This is a genomic window from Hydrogenophaga taeniospiralis, assembly GCF_020510445.1.
Taxonomy (GTDB): domain Bacteria; phylum Pseudomonadota; class Gammaproteobacteria; order Burkholderiales; family Burkholderiaceae_C; genus Hydrogenophaga.
In genome coordinates, this window is the sequence record NZ_JAHBAG010000001.1 from 2,032,762 (window position 1) to 2,048,525 (window position 15,764).

14 protein-coding genes are annotated in these 15,764 nt (G+C 59.9%); 11 read left to right on the forward strand and 3 right to left on the reverse strand.

The window, feature by feature from the left end; translation table 11 throughout:
- The first annotated feature begins 98 nt into the window (after positions 1-98).
- The 4 genes from KIH07_RS09730 to KIH07_RS09745 all read left to right on the forward strand — a co-directional run bounded on the left by KIH07_RS09730 (position 99) and on the right by KIH07_RS09745 (position 5,431).
- Positions 99-2,243: a cytochrome c biogenesis protein ResB gene (locus KIH07_RS09730; protein ID WP_226491780.1), complete on the forward strand. Its 2,145-nt coding sequence runs from the start codon at positions 99-101 to the stop codon at positions 2,241-2,243.
- The gene (gene ccsB / locus KIH07_RS09735; protein ID WP_413465727.1) at positions 2,240-3,613 is read left to right on the forward strand and encodes a c-type cytochrome biogenesis protein CcsB; all 1,374 of its coding nucleotides are present in this window, start codon (positions 2,240-2,242) and stop codon (positions 3,611-3,613) included. The genes KIH07_RS09730 and ccsB overlap by 4 nt, the downstream gene beginning before the upstream one ends.
- 87 nt (positions 3,614-3,700) lie before the next feature.
- The gene (gene msrP / locus KIH07_RS09740) at positions 3,701-4,708 is read left to right on the forward strand and encodes a protein-methionine-sulfoxide reductase catalytic subunit MsrP (protein ID WP_226491781.1); all 1,008 of its coding nucleotides are present in this window, start codon (positions 3,701-3,703) and stop codon (positions 4,706-4,708) included.
- A gap of 138 nt (positions 4,709-4,846) precedes the next feature.
- A complete protein-coding gene (locus tag KIH07_RS09745) occupies positions 4,847-5,431 on the forward strand; it encodes a sulfite oxidase heme-binding subunit YedZ (protein WP_226491782.1) in 585 nt (194 codons plus the stop codon).
- 36 nt (positions 5,432-5,467) lie between these two features.
- Here the strand turns inward: KIH07_RS09745 and lysA are convergent, their stop codons facing one another.
- A complete protein-coding gene (lysA, locus tag KIH07_RS09750; protein WP_226491783.1) occupies positions 5,468-6,763 on the reverse strand; it encodes a diaminopimelate decarboxylase in 1,296 nt (431 codons plus the stop codon).
- Between the two features lie 79 nt (positions 6,764-6,842).
- Positions 6,843-7,130, reverse strand: coding sequence for an LPS translocon maturation chaperone LptM (lptM, locus tag KIH07_RS09755; RefSeq protein ID WP_226491784.1), 288 nt, complete (start codon positions 7,128-7,130; stop codon positions 6,843-6,845).
- Positions 7,131-7,145: 15 nt separating this feature from the next.
- On the opposite strand from lptM, the gene cyaY reads away from it, so the two are divergent.
- Complete coding sequence (cyaY, locus tag KIH07_RS09760; protein WP_226491785.1) at positions 7,146-7,475, forward strand: iron donor protein CyaY; 330 nt, start codon at positions 7,146-7,148, stop codon at positions 7,473-7,475.
- On the opposite strand, the gene KIH07_RS09765 is transcribed toward cyaY, so the two are convergent.
- Positions 7,465-9,894, reverse strand: a complete 2,430-nt coding sequence (locus KIH07_RS09765; protein ID WP_226491786.1) for a penicillin-binding protein 1A — start codon at positions 9,892-9,894, stop codon at positions 7,465-7,467. The two genes, cyaY and KIH07_RS09765, sit on opposite strands and share 11 nt — an antisense overlap.
- Before the next feature lie 268 nt (positions 9,895-10,162).
- On the opposite strand from KIH07_RS09765, the gene KIH07_RS09770 reads away from it, so the two are divergent.
- Genes KIH07_RS09770 through KIH07_RS09795 form a run of 6 tightly spaced genes read left to right on the forward strand, consistent with a single transcriptional unit; the run spans position 10,163 to position 15,714 of the window.
- The gene (locus KIH07_RS09770) at positions 10,163-11,242 is read left to right on the forward strand and encodes a pilus assembly protein PilM (protein WP_226491787.1); all 1,080 of its coding nucleotides are present in this window, start codon (positions 10,163-10,165) and stop codon (positions 11,240-11,242) included.
- The gene (locus KIH07_RS09775; RefSeq protein ID WP_226491788.1) at positions 11,239-11,862 is read left to right on the forward strand and encodes a PilN domain-containing protein; all 624 of its coding nucleotides are present in this window, start codon (positions 11,239-11,241) and stop codon (positions 11,860-11,862) included. The genes KIH07_RS09770 and KIH07_RS09775 overlap by 4 nt, the downstream gene beginning before the upstream one ends.
- A gap of 17 nt (positions 11,863-11,879) precedes the next feature.
- On the forward strand, positions 11,880-12,563 hold the full coding sequence (locus tag KIH07_RS09780; RefSeq protein ID WP_226491789.1) for a type 4a pilus biogenesis protein PilO: 684 nt from the start codon (positions 11,880-11,882) through the stop codon (positions 12,561-12,563).
- Between the two features lie 38 nt (positions 12,564-12,601).
- A complete protein-coding gene (locus tag KIH07_RS09785; RefSeq protein ID WP_226494668.1) occupies positions 12,602-13,111 on the forward strand; it encodes a pilus assembly protein PilP in 510 nt (169 codons plus the stop codon).
- Positions 13,108-15,267 carry a type IV pilus secretin PilQ gene (pilQ, locus tag KIH07_RS09790; RefSeq protein WP_413465728.1) on the forward strand — a complete coding sequence of 720 codons (2,160 nt, stop codon included), beginning with the start codon at positions 13,108-13,110 and terminating at the stop codon, positions 15,265-15,267. Before KIH07_RS09785 ends, pilQ begins: the two co-directional genes overlap by 4 nt.
- A gap of 33 nt (positions 15,268-15,300) precedes the next feature.
- Positions 15,301-15,714, forward strand: a complete 414-nt coding sequence (locus tag KIH07_RS09795; RefSeq protein WP_226491790.1) for a hypothetical protein — start codon at positions 15,301-15,303, stop codon at positions 15,712-15,714.
- The last annotated feature ends 50 nt before the right edge of the window (positions 15,715-15,764 follow it).

Genomic DNA, 15,764 nt, shown 5'->3' on the forward strand with positions numbered 1-15,764 from the left:
TCGCATTGAACGGCCAGCCAGAATTCACATCACATCAGGGCGCGTTCTGGTTCCACCAGGACCGCCTTTTTTGTTGGACCGTTCCTTTTGAGCCCTTCATGACCGTCTCCACCCAAGGCCTGCAGATCCGCACCGGCTCCCGCATCACCAGCGAACTGGTGGAGTTGTTGTCATCCATGCGTTTTGCCATCTCACTGTTGACGGTGATCTGCATCGCGTCGGTGATCGGCACCCTGGTCAAGCAGCACGAGCCGCTGAACAACTACGTCAACCAGTTTGGCCCGTTCTGGGCCGACGTGTTTGCCAGCGCCGGCCTCTTCTCGGTGTACAGCGCCTGGTGGTTCCTGCTGATCCTGGCGTTCCTGGTGGCCAGCACCAGCCTGTGCATCGTGCGCAACACGCCCAAAATCTTCATCGATTTCAAGGCCTTCAAGGAAAACATCCGCGAGCAGAGCCTCAAGGCGTTCCCCAACCGGACCGAAGCGGCGCTGGACGAGTCGCCGGAGCTGGCGGCCAACCGCATCGGGCAACAACTGCTCGGCTCGGGCTGGAAGGTCAAGCTGCAATCGCGTGAAACCCCGGCCGGGGTGGGCTGGATGGTGGCGGCCAAGAAGGGTGTGGCCAACAAGATCGGTTATCTGGCGGCGCACAGCGCCATCGTGCTGGTCTGCGTGGGGGGGCTGCTGGACGGCGACTTGATCGTGCGGGCCCAGATGTGGTTCAACGGCAAGACGCCGTTCACGGGCGGTGGCCTCATCGCCGACGTGCCGGCACAGCACCGGCTGTCCGCCAGCAACCCCACTTTCCGGGGCAACCTGCTGGTCACCGAAGGCACCACGGCGGGCACGGCCATCCTGGCCCAGCCCAACGGGGTGCTGCTGCAGGACCTGCCGTTCTCCGTCGAGCTCAAGAAATTCATCATCGAGTACTACGACACCGGCATGCCCAAACTGTTCGCCAGCGACATCGTGATCCACGATCACGAAACCGGCGAGCAGAAACCGGCGCGTGTCGAGGTGAACCACCCGGCCAGTCACCGCGGTATCAACATCTACCAGTCCAGCTTTGACGACGGGGGCTCGCGCGTGACGCTGCAGGCCGTCCCGCTCAACGGGCAGGTCAAGCCGTTCGAGGTGGCGGGCGTGATCGGGGGAACGAGCGCGCTGACCAATGGCGACGACAAGCTCACGCTGGAGTACACCGGGCTGCGCGTCATCAACGTGGAGAACTTCGCCAACGTCAACGGCGGGTCGGACGTGGACGTGCGCAAGGTCGATCTGCGCAGTTCGATCGAAAGCCGCCTGGGCTCCGGGCACAAGACCAGCACCGAAAAAACGCTGCGCAACGTGGGACCGAGCGTCACCTACAAGCTGCGCGATGCCGCCGGGCAGGCGGTGGAGTACAACAACTACATGCTGCCTGTGGAGATCGACGGCGTGCGCATGTTCCTGCTGGGCGTGCGCGAAACCCCGTCCGAGCCCGTGCGTTACCTGCGCATCCCGGCCGATGCGCAAGACAGCATGGACGGTTTCGTGCGCCTGCGCACAGCCCTGGCCGATCCGGCCATGCGCGAACTGGCGGTGCGCCGCTACGCCCTGTCGGCCGTCGAGGGCAACCGACCGGAACTGGCCGAGGCGCTGCAGGTGTCCGCCTCGCGGGCCATTGGCCTGTTCGCCGGGGCCGAGCAGGTGAAGCTGGCGCCCGTGGACGCCACCGGGGCACCGACCCCGATTCGAGGGGGCCTGCAGGCGGTGTCGGCCTTCCTGGAGAGCAATGTGCCCGAGGCCGAGCGTGAACGCGCGAGCGACGTGCTGGTGCGCATCCTCAACGGCACCCTGTTCGAGTTGATGCAGCTCAGCCGCGAGCGCGCCGGTTTGCCGCCACTCGAACGTGGCGACACCACCCAGCAGTTCATGGCGGCCGCCGTGATGAGCCTGAGCGACGCCTTCTTTTACCCCGCGCCCATGACTTTCCAACTCAAGGACTTCAAGCATGTGCAGGCCAGCGTGTTCCAGGTGGCGCGCGCGCCGGGGCAGAACATCGTCTACCTGGGTTGCCTCTTGCTGATCCTGGGTGTTTTTGCCATGCTCTACGTGCGTGAGCGCCGGGTGTGGGTGTGGCTTTCGCCCACCGGAGAGCGGTCGTCACAGGCCAGCATGGCCTTGTCGTCCAACCGCAGGACCATGGAAGCCGACCGTGAGTTCAACGTCTTGAAAAGCCAATTGCTGAAGGTTTCGCCATGAACACCACCTCCGCCACCGTCACCCAGACCATTGAATTGAAGAAGGGCTCCGATGGCTCGGGCATGGAGCCCGGCTACTTTGCCCGCCGCAATGTGTGGGACTGGCTGTTCGCCGTGCTGATGGTGGCCGGGGGGCTGATTGCTTTCTCCCGGTACAACGCGGCCATGGACGTGTACGAGAAAGGCATCCTGATCGGGGCGGTGCCCTCGATGATCTGGCTGGGCTGGTTCTGGCGACCGCTGCGCGTCCTGGTGGTGGTGGTCGGCGCGCTCGCGCTGCTGGCGATCTGGCTGTACCAGATCCCGGCCGGCACGGCCGACCTGGCTCGGGCGGATCAGGTGTTCATGCTCAAGTACTTCATCTCCAGCCAGTCGGCCATCCTTTGGATGAGCATGCTGTTCTTCATGAGCACCGTGTTTTATTGGGTCGGCATGTTCAGCCGCGGTGGCCAGACCTTCGAGCTGCTGGGTTCGCGCCTGGCCTGGGTCGCGGTCACGCTGGCGCTGGTGGGCACCATGGTGCGCTGGTACGAAAGCCACCAGATCGGCCCGGACATCGGCCACATCCCGGTCAGCAACCTCTACGAAGTGTTCGTGCTGTTCTGCTGGATGACCGCGGCCTTCTACCTGTACTACGAAGACCACTACAAGACCCGCTCGATGGGCGCGTTCGTCATGCTGGTCGTCAGCGCGGCGGTGGGTTTCCTGCTCTGGTACACGGTGATTCGCGAAGCGCATGAAATCCAGCCCCTGGTGCCCGCCCTGCAGAGCTGGTGGATGAAGCTGCATGTGCCCGCCAACTTCATCGGTTACGGCACCTTTGCGATCGCCGCGATGCTGGCGTTCGCTTTCCTGATCAAGCAGAGCGCCAGCGAATCGCGCTGGTACAAGCTCGCTCCGTTGTGGCTGCTGGGTGTGGTGCTGTGTTTCGAGCCCATCGTGTTTCGCCAGTCGGCGGCCGAAAAGGGGGGCAGCTACTGGTTCGTTTATTTCGGTATTTCCGCGCTGATCGTGGCGACCATCATGTACGGACGCCACCGCATCGCCGCGCGTCTGCCCAGTTTCGAGGTGCTGGACGACGCGATGTACAAGGCCATCGCGGTCGGCTTCGCTTTCTTCACCATCGCCACGGTGCTGGGTGCGCTGTGGGCGGCCGAAGCCTGGGGCGGCTACTGGAGCTGGGACCCGAAGGAAACCTGGGCGCTGATCGTCTGGCTGAACTACGCGGCCTGGCTGCACATGCGCCTGATGAAGGGGTTGCGCGGCACCGTGGCGGCCTGGTGGGCGCTGGTGGGGCTGGTGGTCACGACCTTCGCGTTCCTCGGGGTGAACATGTTCCTTTCGGGCCTGCACAGCTACGGCGAACTCTGAGTGCGCCGACCCTGGCTCCAGGGTGAGGCCAGGAACTTTGTAAGAATGGACCGGTTCCCACGACCTACGGGAAACCAGGAGCCATTCATGATCATCCGCAGCACCGACAACGGGTTTCAGCACCCGGTTTCCAGCGACATCACACCGCCGTCCGCCTACCTGGGGCGCCGCGCCTGGCTGCAGCGGCTTGCCCTGGGCGTGGCCGGCCCGGCCATGGCCAGCTGGGCGGCGCGTGATGTTTTTGCCCAACCGGGTGTGCCAACGCGCCCGGGGCGCCTGGCTGCCCTGAGCGGGGCCCGCTCGACCGTGCCGGGCGCGACGACGGTCGAGACCGTGTCCACCTACGAACACGCGTCGGGCTACAACAACTATTACGAATTCGGCACCGACAAAACCGACCCCGCGGCGTACGCCAAAACCCTGAAGCCTCGGCCCTGGACGGTGGCGGTGGAAGGCCTGGTCAACAAGCCCGGCAGCTACGACATCGACAGCCTGCTCAAGCTGGCGCCGATGGAGGAGCGCATCTACCGCTTGCGCTGTGTCGAGGGCTGGTCCATGGTGATTCCGTGGGTCGGTTATTCCCTCTCGACGCTCATCCGCCAGGTCCAGCCGCAGGGCAGTGCGAAGTACGTGGAATTCGTCACCCTGGCCGACCCGCAACAGATGCCGGGTCTGCGCTCCCATGTGCTGGACTGGCCTTATGTGGAGGGCTTGCGGCTGGACGAGGCGCAGCACCCGCTGACCCTGCTGGCGTTTGGCATGTACGGCGAGGTGCTGCCGCATCAGAATGGCGCGCCGCTGCGCCTGGTGGTGCCCTGGAAATACGGGTTCAAGAGCGGCAAGTCGATCGTGAAAATCCGGTTCACCGAACAGCAGCCCGGCACCGCCTGGAACCGCGCAGCACCCCAGGAGTACGGCTTCTATTCCAACGTGAATCCCGAGGTGTCGCACCCACGCTGGAGCCAGGCCACCGAGCGCCGCATCGGGGACGAGGGTGGGTTGTTTGCCAAGCGCCGCAAGACGCTGATGTTCAACGGGTACGAACACCAGGTGGGGCAGTTGTACGCGGGCATGGACCTGCGCCGCTGGTTCTGACCCGGCGCATTTCAACCCCTTTTTTAAAGCCATTGATCCCGTATGCGCAGCGCCACGGCCTCCCGGACTCTGCCCCCCGGTTCACCCGCCACCGTTCGCGGCACGCCGTCCCGCGCGAATCGCTGGCTCGCGCACGGCATGGTCAAGCCGCTTGTGTTTGTGCTGGCCTGCCTTCCGGCCGCCTGGTTGTTCTGGGCTGCAATGAACGACCAGCTCGGCGCCAATCCGGCCGAGGCCTTGATCCGCTCGTTGGGTGATTGGAGTCTGCGGTTTCTGGTGTTGGTGCTGACCGTCACGCCTTTGCGTGAACTCACCGGCTGGTCGACGTTGGCCCGACTGCGCCGCATGATCGGCCTGTTTGTTTTCTTCTACGTGTGCCTGCACCTGCTGGCCTACGCCTGGTTCGACATGGGGTTCGAGCTGGGTGAGATCGTGGCGGATGTGGCCAAGCGTCCGTTCATCCTGGTTGGCATGATGTCTTGGGTGCTGCTGGCGGCACTGGCTGCCACGTCGTTCAACCGGGCCATCCGGCGCCTGGGGGCTCGGCGCTGGCAGGCTTTGCACCGAGGGGTGTACGTGGTGGCGGTGCTGGCGGTGCTGCACTTTTTCTGGATGCGCAGCGGCAAGAACGACTTCGCCGAAGTGGCGGTGTACGCCACCCTCCTGGGGGCGTTGTTGGCCTGGAGGCTGTGGCGGCGCTTTGGACCGGGGGCGCGTCGCTGAGGGGGCGTCGCGTCTGAGCCTCTGGCTGTTCGTTGCTCAGAGGGTCGGCAACAGGGTTTCCAGGCGGAACTGGTCCTCGGCCGTTTCGCGCGCCCGGATGAGCGTGGCGGCGTCGCCGTCCACCAACAGTTCGGCCGCTCTGCCGCGGGTGTTGTAGTTGCTGGCCATGCTCATGCAGTAAGCGCCCGCTGACAGCACGGCAAGCCAATCGCCGGCCTGCACGTTCAAGGCCCGATCACGGCCCAGCCAGTCGCCGCTTTCGCACACGGGGCCCACCACATCCCAGGTCGTGGTTTCGCCTGGGCGTTGGGAGAGCGGAACGATCTGGTGGAAGGCCTGGTACATGGCCGGCCGTGGCAGGTCGTTCATGGCGGCGTCCACGATCAGGAAATTCTTGTGCTCACCGGGTTTGAGGTAGATGACCTCGGTCAGGCAGACGCCCGCATTGCCGACCAGTGAGCGACCGGGTTCGATCAGAATCTTCCGGTCACCGAACCCGCGCGCGTCGAGCTTTTGCAGCAGCCGTTGCCACAGGGTGTCGGCAGCCGGAGGGGTGTCACCCCGGTAGTCGATGCCCAGGCCGCCGCCAAAGTCGATGTGGGCGATCGGCACGCCCGCAGCCTCAATGGTCTCGACCAGGTCCAGGATGCGGTCCATGGCGTCCAGGTAAGGGTCGGCTTCGGTGATCTGCGAGCCGATGTGGCAATCGATACCGACCACGCGAAGGCCACCGCAGGCCGCCGCATGGCGGTACGTGGCCACCACATCTTCATGGGCGATGCCGAATTTGTTGTCTTTCAGCCCGGTGGAAATGTAGGGGTGTGTTTTGGCGTCCACATTGGGATTGACGCGCACGCTGACCGGCGCACGCAGACCCATGCCTTGCGCGACCTCGTCCAGCACATCCAGCTCGGCGCGGCTCTCCACGTTGAAGCAGCCGATGCCGACCTCCAACGCGCGGCGCATCTCGCGGCGGGTTTTGCCCACGCCCGAAAAAATGACCTTGGCCGGATCGATCCCCGCAGCGAGCGCTCGCTCCAGTTCACCCCCGGAGACGATGTCCAGACCGCAACCCGCCTGCACCAGGGTCTGCAGAATGGCCAGCGTCGAGTTGGCCTTCATCGCATAACAAATCTGGTGATCGCGTCCGGCCAGCCCACGCTGGTATGCGGCCAGGGCCGAAAGCATGGCCGCGCGGCTGTAGACAAAGAGCGGCGTGCCATGCTGCTGGGCCAATGTGGACAGCGACACCCCCTCGACCATGAGCTGACCATCCTGGTACGCGAAAAATGGCGGAAGTGTGGAACTGGAAATGCCGGGCGTTGGAGCCATGGGGTGTTTGATGTCGGTGTTGGCGGCTCGCAGCCCCGCGGCTTGATCGAGACGCTGCAGGCCAGGGGGCTGGCCGGGATCAGGGCGTGGTTTCGGTGGCGGGCTCGGTGCTGGGTTCCGCCGCGTCGCTCTCTGCGGGAACGACTTCCGCAGGAACGACCTCGGTCGGGCTGACCACGGCCGGGCTGTTCTCCACGGGAAGGACCCGTTTCACCGCCGCAGGACGCTTGGCCGCCTGGGGGCTGGGCAGATACAGGGGGCCCTTCTGACCACAACCTGCGCCCAACAGGCCCAGCGCGATCAACATCGCGCCGCCCACGATGCGTGTGTGGGCAGGAATGGCACCTAGAATTCGGGATATCTTCATAGTGATTGCATTGTAATGACCGACACCGAGTATCTGGATCGCGCGGAAGCCTTGCTGGTCGCCATTGAGCTGGCCTGCGACCGCATCAACGAGCTGACCGATGCCGACATCGATAACCAGCGTGTGGGCGGCATGATCACCATCACCTTTGCGAACCACAGCCAGATCGTCGTGAACCTGCAAAAGCCGCTGCAGGAAGTGTGGATGGCCGCTCGTGCCGGTGGATTCCACTACCGGTACGACGGCCAGGCCTGGATGGACACCAAGGGGCAGGGTGAATTTTTCGCCCACCTTTCCCGCTATGCCAGTGAGCAGTCGGGGCAGTCGTTGACCTTCAGTTCCTGAACAAATCCAGGATGCTGCGACGGTCTTCTGACTGAGGCTTGGCCGCGGCATCGTCGCCGGTTGCGGGTTCGGTATCCCCACCACCGTTGGTGGCCGCGCCGGGCCAGGGGTCCTGCAGACCCAGCCCATGCACGCCGCGTCCAGGGCCATATTCTTCGTAGTACCACTCGCCGCCGACATTGATCAGGCCGGGGGGCGGGGTGTATTCCGTGACTGGCACTCCCTTGAGCGCTTCCGTCATGTACGTGATCCAGATGGGCAGGCTCAGACCGCCTCCGGTTTCGCGGCTGCCCAGGTTGCGCGGGTTGTCGTAGCCGACCCAGGCCGCCGCGACCACGGTCGGCTGGTAGCCGACGAACCACGCATCCACGGAATCGTTGGTGGTCCCGGTCTTGCCGTAGAGATCGGGCCGTTTGAGCGTGGCCTGGGCCCTGGCCGCGGTACCGGTCCGGGTGATTTCCTGCAATAGGCTGCTCATCAGATACGCGTTGCGCGCATCGATCGCACGATGCGAGTCGCTCAGGACGGGTTCGGGCGCTTCAAACAGCACCTTGCCTTTCTGCTCGACCACACGTGTGATCAGCGTGGGTGCGATCCGGTAGCCACCGTTGGCAAACACGGCGTAGCCGGTGGCCATCTGCATTGGCGTGACCGCGCCCGCGCCCAGTGCCATGGTGAGATAGGGCGGGTGTTTGTCTGCGTCGAATCCGAACCGCGTGACCCATGCCTGCGCACTCTGCGTGCCCACCAGTTGCAGCACGCGGATGGACACCATGTTCTTGGACTTGGCCAGAGCCCGACGCACCGACATCGGTCCTTCAAACTGGCCGTCGTAGTTTTTGGGTTCCCAGGGTTTGCCGCCGGTCTGACCCGCCGTGTAGAACAACGGGGCGTCGTTCACCACCGTCATGGGTGAGACCCCTTTTTCCAGCGCGGCGGAGTAGATGAAGGGCTTGAAACTGGAGCCGGGCTGTCGCCAGGCTTGCGTCACGTGGTTGAACTTGCTTTTCTGGAAATCGAATCCCCCCACCAGCGACCGCACTCTGCCGCTGCGGGGATCCAGTGCCACGAATGCCGACTCCACCTCGGGCAGTTGGGTGATGCGCCAGGCGCCTGAGCCTGTCTTGATCACGCGGATCACCGCCCCGGGGCGGATCTTGATGTTGGGGCCGGCCTTTTCGGACAGACCGGACTGCGCCGGCCTCAAACCCTCGCCGGTGATTTCGAACGGCTCCCCGTCCTGACGCACCGCCACGACCTTGCGTGCCGTCGCGGTCAGCACCACGGCCGACATCAGGTCGTCGTTGTCCGGTCGCTCGTTGAGCGCCTCGTCAATCGCGTCGTCGCGAGCCGCCTTCTCGCCAGGCAGATCGATGAACAGCTCCGGTCCACGGTAGATCTGCCGGCGCTCGTAATCCAGCACGCCCTGGCGCAGTGCGCGGTAAGCAGCCTCCTGTTCGGCCGCACGCAGGCTGGTGGTGACCGTCAATCCGCGGGTGTAGGCCTCATCTCCGTACTGCGAGACCATGACTTGTCTCACCATCTCCGCCACGTAGTCGGCATGCACCTGGCTGCGGACACTCCCCATTGATCGCAGCTTGAGCTCCTCGGCCTTGGCTTGCTCCGCCTGCTCATGGGTGATGAAGCCGTTCTCTTCCATGCGCTCGATGATGTACTGCTGGCGGGCGCGTGCACGTTTCGGGTTGGTGATCGGGTTGTATGCCGACGGGGCCTTGGGCAGACCCGCCAGCATCGCCGCCTCGGCAATGCTCACGTCCTTCAGGGGTTTGCCAAAGTAGGTTTGTGCCGCGGTCGAGAAGCCATAAGCACGTTGTCCCAGAAAAATCTGGTTCATGTAGATCTCAAGGATCTGCTCCTTGGACAGCTGGTGCTCCAGCTTGAACGTCAGCAAGACCTCATAGATCTTGCGTGTGTAGCTTTTTTCTGCAGAGAGGAACACATTGCGCGCCACCTGCATGGTGATGGTGGACGCACCCTGGCTTTTGGCTTCGCCCAGGTTGGCCAGCGCGGCGCGGAGCATGCCCCGGTAGTCCACGCCGTGATGCTCGAAGAAGCGCGAGTCTTCGATCGCCAGGACGGCGTTCTTCACCACTTCGGGGATCTCGTTGATGGTCAACAGATTGCGACGCTCTTCGCCGAACTCGCCGATCAGTTGCCCGTCCGCTGTGAGCACACGAAGAGGCAGCTTGGGTCGGTAGTCGGCCAGATCTGCCACATCGGGAAGATTGGGGTAGGCCACCGCCAGCGCGATGCCCACCGCGATCAGGATGGCCGTCACCCCGGCCACAGACACCCCCACCAGCCCTACCAACAGCCGGCCCAGCGAGATCAGAATGCCACGCCCGGAAAAGGCGGCAGAGGGACGGGCTCGCGGTGCAGAATTTTCGTCTTGTGGCATGGGGTTGGCCGAGGGGAGGGAGTCTGATTATAAAAATCGGGCTGTTGCGAGGACGCCCTAGGGTTGCGTCATATTGTGAGTTGTTGTGCGTTTCTGGCTGCCTCGGTCGTCGTTCATGGGGCTGGGGGCGTTTTTTGCGTATGCTTTTGACAACGTTTCCTTTTGTCTCAAAGACAAAAAATCTTTGCCGCACAAGGGGCTTGCTGCTAGCATTCAAGTGAATTCTTAAGTCTGGCGCCCTGCAGCGCTGCCATTTATGGGGGTCTCCTTGATCTCATTGGGTTCGTTATTCAGCCGGGAGCCGGCACCGTTGCTGGGCATAGACGTCAGTTCGTCGAGTGTCAAGCTGGTTGAGCTTGGCCGTAACCGCTCGGGAGACCTGGTCCTGGAGCGCTGCGCCATGGAGCCCCTGGAGCGGGGCTGGATCACCGACGGCAACATCGAAAAGTTCGATGAAGTGGTCGAGGCGGTTCGGCGTGTGGTCCGCAAGAGTGGCAGCAAAACCAAAAACGTTGCCTTTGCGTTGCCCGCGTCGGCGGTGATCACCAAAAAAATCATCCTACCAGGCGGGTTGTCTGACAAAGAGCTCGAAGCGCAGGTGGAGTCGGAAGCCAATCAATACATTCCCTTCTCTCTGGATGAAGTGAGTCTTGACTTCTGTGTCGTAGGCCCGAGCGCCACCTCGGTGGGAGACGTGGAGGTGTTGATCGCCGCGTCCCGCAAGGAAAAGGTGTCTGACCGGCAGGGCCTTGCTGAAGCGGTGGGTCTGAAGCCGGTTGTCATGGATGTGGAGTCATACGCCTCGCGCATGGCTGCGGGTCGGGTGATCGAAACGTTGCCCAACCAGGGGGTGGACTCCTTGGTCGCACTGTTTGAGGTGGGTGCGCTGACCACCAGCATGCAGGTCATGCGAAATGACGATGTGCTCTACGAGCGTGATCAGGCTTTTGGTGGTGCACAGCTGACGCAGTTGATCGTTCGGCAATATGGTTTTTCTTCGGATGAGGCCGAAGCGAAGAAACGTTCTGGGGATCTCCCGGAAGACTATCGGACGACGGTTCTTGATCCATTCATTGAAAGCATGGCGCAGGAAATCGGGCGCGCGTTGCAGTTCTTTTTCACCAGCACGCCTTACAACAAGGTCGATCACATCCTTTTGGCGGGAGGCAGTGCAGCACTGCCCGGCCTGACGGAGGCGGTCACCCATCAGACTTCTTTCGCCTGCATGGTGATCAATCCTTTTGATGGCATGGAAATGGCTTCCAATGTCCAGGCTCGCAAGATCACCAGAGAAGCTCCCTCCTACCTGACGTCAACCGGTCTGGCGCTTCGGAGGTTCTACCAATGATTCTGATCAATCTGCTGCCTCATCGGGAGGCGAGTCGCAAGAAGCGCAAAGAGCAGTTCTTCTCCCAACTGGGCTTGTCGGCATTGCTTGGTGGTGTGATCTGCGGGGCCATTTTTACGTGGTACCAGGGACAGATTGCTGTCCAACAAGGACGCAATACTTTTCTGCAGGGTGAAATTGCTCGACTGGATGATGAGATCAAGGATATCGCCAGCCTGCAGGCGCAAATTGCTTCTCTGCGTGCAAGACAGACGGCGGTGGAAGACCTTCAGGGAGATCGAAATCTGCCGGTCCATTTGTTGGATGAGCTGGTGGTGCAACTGCCGGATGGAATTTACCTGTCCAGCATGAAGCAAGAAAATCAGAGTGTTTTGTTGACCGGGATTGCTCAATCTCAGGAGCGGGTTTCCGATCTGTTGCGAAATCTTGCGAACAACAGCCCGTGGCTTGAAAAGCCCGACCTGGTTGAAATCGTTGCAGCGACAGAGGATCTGTCCAGCCGTGATAAGAGACGAGTCTCAAAATTCACGATCCGGGTCACGCTCAAACGACCTGCTGCAGCCGGTGCAACGCCAGCGGCGGGCGAAAAGATCAAGAATGTGGCTCCGGGCAAGGTCTGAACTGGGTATACAAGACAATGGCAAAAACACCCAAAATGAACCTGGACCTAAAACTGGTTCAGGACAAAATCCAGGGGCAGTTCAAAGGGCTCGACCCGAACGATCCATCCGAGTGGCCACTGCTGCCTCGCGGTTTGCTGTTTGTGGTGGTATGTGCGGCTGTTATTGCGGGCATGTGGTTTGCATGGCTCAAGTCGATTGACGAAGAGTTGCTTGCGGAAAAAACACGCGAAGAGCAGCTGCGCGAGGACTATCGGAAAAAACTGGTTCAAGCAGTCAATCTTGATGCGTTGAAGAAACAACTTGAGCAGGTGCAGCAATACGTAAGCCAGCTCGAGAAGCAGTTGCCAAGCAAGGCAGAGATGGATGCCTTGTTGTCGGACATCAACCAGGCTGGGTTGGGGCGGAGTCTGCAATTTGAATTGTTTCGCCCTGGTCAGGTGGTTGTCAAAGAATACTATGCCGAACTGCCCATTACGGTTCGTGTCACCGGACGCTACCATGATGTTGGACTTTTTGCTGCAGATATTGCCAATCTGTCGCGTATTGTCACGCTGAATAATTTGTCTTTGGTGCCCGTGAAAGATAGGGCAGGTGTGTTGACGATGGATGGCACAGCCAAAACCTTCCGCTATCTTGATCAGGAGGAGATTGCTTTGCAGCAGCAGTCGGTGAAAAAGAAGAAGGAGGCTGTCAAGTGAATTTCAAGTTTCCACTGAGTCTGGTATTGCTGTCATCCATGTTGGTGTTGTTGGGGTGTACCTCTTCTGAGCAGGAAGAGTTGCGACAGTGGATGCAGAGCGAGCGAAATTCCATTCGACCGCAGATCAAGCCGATCCCCGAGCCCAGTAAGTTTATTCCGCAAAGCTACGCTGGTGAAAGCTTGACGGACCCGTTCAGTGCCGAAAAGTTGGCCAGTGTGATGCGAGGAAATCAGGGGCCGTCGTTGGGCGGCTCTGCATTGATTGAGGCAGAGTTGAACAGGCGGAAGCAGCCACTTGAAGCGTTTCCTCTGGATACCATGTCGATGGTTGGAAGTCTGACACGTCAGGGGCAATTGGTTGCATTGGTTAAGGTTGATAATTTGCTCTACCAAGTGAAGGTGGGTAATTATCTGGGGCAGAATTATGGTCGGGTGCTTGATATCACCGAAACAGAAGTTGCTCTGCGTGAAATTGTTCAAGATGCTGCAGGTGAGTGGATTGAGCGCACTTCGGGGTTGCAGTTACAAGAGGATGTGAATAAATGATTAAACCTAAGATGGCGACTGACCAGAGTGCGTTGAATTTGAAAATGGTCAGGGCAATGGCTTTTGCCTGTTTGGCATTTACATCGTTCCTGGCGCAGGCCCAGAACGCAATCCAGTCCCTGACCGCCAGTGTCCAGGGTGGGGTGGAGGTTCTTCGCATCGATACAACCGAGCCGCTCTCCGGTGTTCCTGCAGGATTCGTCATACAATCGCCCGCGCGCATTGCGCTTGATTTTCCGGGGGTGATCAATGCGATAGGGCGTAGTGTAATTGAGCTTAATCATGGGAATGTTCGCTCAGCCAATGTGGTGCAGGTTGGAGATAGGACTCGAGTTGTTATTAACTTGAAGAATCCATCTGCTTACCAGGCAAAAATTGAAGGAAAATCATTGGTCGTTTTGCTGGAGAGGCCAGAATCTGGAACTCCTGCGCCAACAAGTGCACAGGCGGTCTTTGCGGAGAGTCAGAACCGAGATGTGGTAGCTCTGAAGGATATCGACTTCCGCCGTGGTGTCGGTAACGCCGGGCGAATTGTTGTGGATCTTGCAAACAATCAGGTCGGTGTGGATATTCGGCAGCAAGGGCAGAATCTGGTGGTCGAGTTTTTGAAGACCTCGTTGCCTGAAGGTTTGCGCCGCAAGCTGGATGTGAGCGACTTTGGCACGCCAGTGCAGACCGTGACCTCCAGTCAGAGTGGTGATCGTGTCCGTATGGTGGTCACACCTAGGGGCAACTGGGAGCATTCCGCCTATCAAAGTGATAACCAGTTTGTACTGGAGGTCCGAGAGCAGAAGGTTGATCCTTCCAAGCTCACTCAGGGCCCAGGATACAATGGCGAAAAGCTGTCTCTGAATTTCCAGAACATTGAAGTGCGGTCGCTGTTGCAGGTGATCGCGGACTTCACCAATTTCAACGTGGTGACCTCGGATTCCGTGACTGGCGCTGTCACGTTGCGCCTGAAGGATGTGCCTTGGGACCAGGCTTTGGACATCATTCTTCAAGCCAAAGGGCTTGGTATGCGCAAGTCTGGCAACGTGCTTTGGATTGCTCCGAAGGACGAAATTGTCGCTCGCGAAAAGCAGGAGCTTGAATCGAAGGTATCGATAGAGAGTCTGGAAACCTTGAGAACACAGAGTTTTCAGATGAATTATGCCAAGGCCAGCGATATTGCCGAACAGTTGGCCGCGGCAAGCAAGGGCGCCGCTGGAGAGGGCAGCGCAAGAATGCTGTCTACGCGGGGAAGTGTGATCGCCGAGCCCAGAACGAATCAGCTGTTTGTAACCGATATTCCTTCCAAGCTGGAGCAGGTGCAGCAACTTATCGCCAAACTTGACATACCTGTTCGACAAGTCCTTATCGAAGCGAGGATTGTCGAGGCGGATGATCGTTTTGGACGATCTTTGGGGGTGAGACTGGGCGGCAGTGATTTGCGTGGTGTTAGAGGTGGTGAGCCGGGATATAGCGTTGGTGGTGCGAATCGGATTGCGATTGGTGGCAGCTATAACGCGGTATCTAGCACAACAGTCGAGTCTGAGAATGTGCTCGATACACTCAACACCAGTTTCGTGAACCTGCCGTCCACTGGTGCTGGTGGTTTTCAGCCGGCCGCATTTGCGTTGTCTCTTTTCAGTTCTGCTGCCAATCGATTCTTGAATCTTGAAATATCGGCACTTGAGGCCGATGGACGAGGGAAAATTGTGTCGAGCCCGCGGGTGGTGACTGCTGATCAGGTCAAGGCCTTGATTGAACAGGGTACAGAATATCCATATCAGACGGCCACTTCGAGCGGTGCCACTGCAATCGCATTTCGAAAGGCCAATCTGAAGCTTGAGGTCACTCCTCAGATCACTCCTGAGGGGAGCATCATCTTGGATGTTGATATCAACAAGGACAGTCGTGGCGAAACCACGACCGCAGGTATTGCAATCAACACCAAGCACGTGCAAACGCAGGTATTGATTGAAAATGGTGGGACCGTGGTGATTGGTGGCATATTTGAGCAGATCGAAGTGGATGATGTGACCAAGGTGCCGTTGTTGGGGGATATTCCTTTCATGGGTCATTTGTTCAAGAATAAAAGCAAAACGGCGAATAAATCGGAGTTGTTGATCTTCATCACGCCGCGAACGATCACCGATCGTGGTGTGACTCGATGATGGCGTTATTTGCGTAAGGCAAAGGATATGGGTATGAACTGGTTGAAAGTGTCTGGATCTCTCTTGGTTGCTGGCGCACTGGCTTCTTGTGGGGGAGGGGGGGATGTGGCGGGCGACACAGATGAATTCTTCACGAATCCTTCGGAGATTAAATGGAGCACTCCAGCGGGAAGCTCTTCGTGTAAGGCGGGTGGCGGAGCCGGCGGTGAAACCTTGGTGACCATCGTTGGTGGGACTCCCCCATTTAGGATCCACAACCCTTCGCCTGACTCAATAGGACTCGATAGGACGGAGGTCACGGGGAAAGATCCAGTGTTTAAGATCACCACGTTGGGTGGCTGTATGGAAGGCGTCGGAGTGCTGGTGCTTGACTATCATTCGAGGTCTGCCGTTGTTGAGGTGACCGTTGAAGAGGCTGCGGCGGAAGAGGATGCGGCGGCAGAATAGTTAGCCTGTTTCCTTCAGCGGTTGATATAAATCATATTGAGTAAATTATT

What these genes read in the sequence shown, in the direction of transcription:
- KIH07_RS09730 (WP_226491780.1), top strand. Translation starts at nt 99, where the DNA reads ATGACCGTCTCCACCCAAGGCCTGCAGATCCGCACCGGCTCCCGCATC.
- ccsB (WP_413465727.1), top strand. Translation starts at nt 2,240, where the DNA reads ATGAACACCACCTCCGCCACCGTCACCCAGACCATTGAATTGAAGAAG.
- msrP (WP_226491781.1), top strand. Translation starts at nt 3,701, where the DNA reads ATGATCATCCGCAGCACCGACAACGGGTTTCAGCACCCGGTTTCCAGC.
- KIH07_RS09745 (WP_226491782.1), top strand. Translation starts at nt 4,847, where the DNA reads ATGGTCAAGCCGCTTGTGTTTGTGCTGGCCTGCCTTCCGGCCGCCTGG.
- lysA (WP_226491783.1), bottom strand. Translation starts at nt 6,763, where the DNA reads ATGGCTCCAACGCCCGGCATTTCCAGTTCCACACTTCCGCCATTTTTC.
- lptM (WP_226491784.1), bottom strand. Translation starts at nt 7,130, where the DNA reads ATGAAGATATCCCGAATTCTAGGTGCCATTCCTGCCCACACACGCATC.
- cyaY (WP_226491785.1), top strand. Translation starts at nt 7,146, where the DNA reads ATGACCGACACCGAGTATCTGGATCGCGCGGAAGCCTTGCTGGTCGCC.
- KIH07_RS09765 (WP_226491786.1), bottom strand. Translation starts at nt 9,894, where the DNA reads ATGCCACAAGACGAAAATTCTGCACCGCGAGCCCGTCCCTCTGCCGCC.
- KIH07_RS09775 (WP_226491788.1), top strand. Translation starts at nt 11,239, where the DNA reads ATGATTCTGATCAATCTGCTGCCTCATCGGGAGGCGAGTCGCAAGAAG.
- KIH07_RS09780 (WP_226491789.1), top strand. Translation starts at nt 11,880, where the DNA reads ATGGCAAAAACACCCAAAATGAACCTGGACCTAAAACTGGTTCAGGAC.
- KIH07_RS09785 (WP_226494668.1), top strand. Translation starts at nt 12,602, where the DNA reads ATGTTGGTGTTGTTGGGGTGTACCTCTTCTGAGCAGGAAGAGTTGCGA.
- pilQ (WP_413465728.1), top strand. Translation starts at nt 13,108, where the DNA reads ATGATTAAACCTAAGATGGCGACTGACCAGAGTGCGTTGAATTTGAAA.
- KIH07_RS09795 (WP_226491790.1), top strand. Translation starts at nt 15,301, where the DNA reads ATGAACTGGTTGAAAGTGTCTGGATCTCTCTTGGTTGCTGGCGCACTG.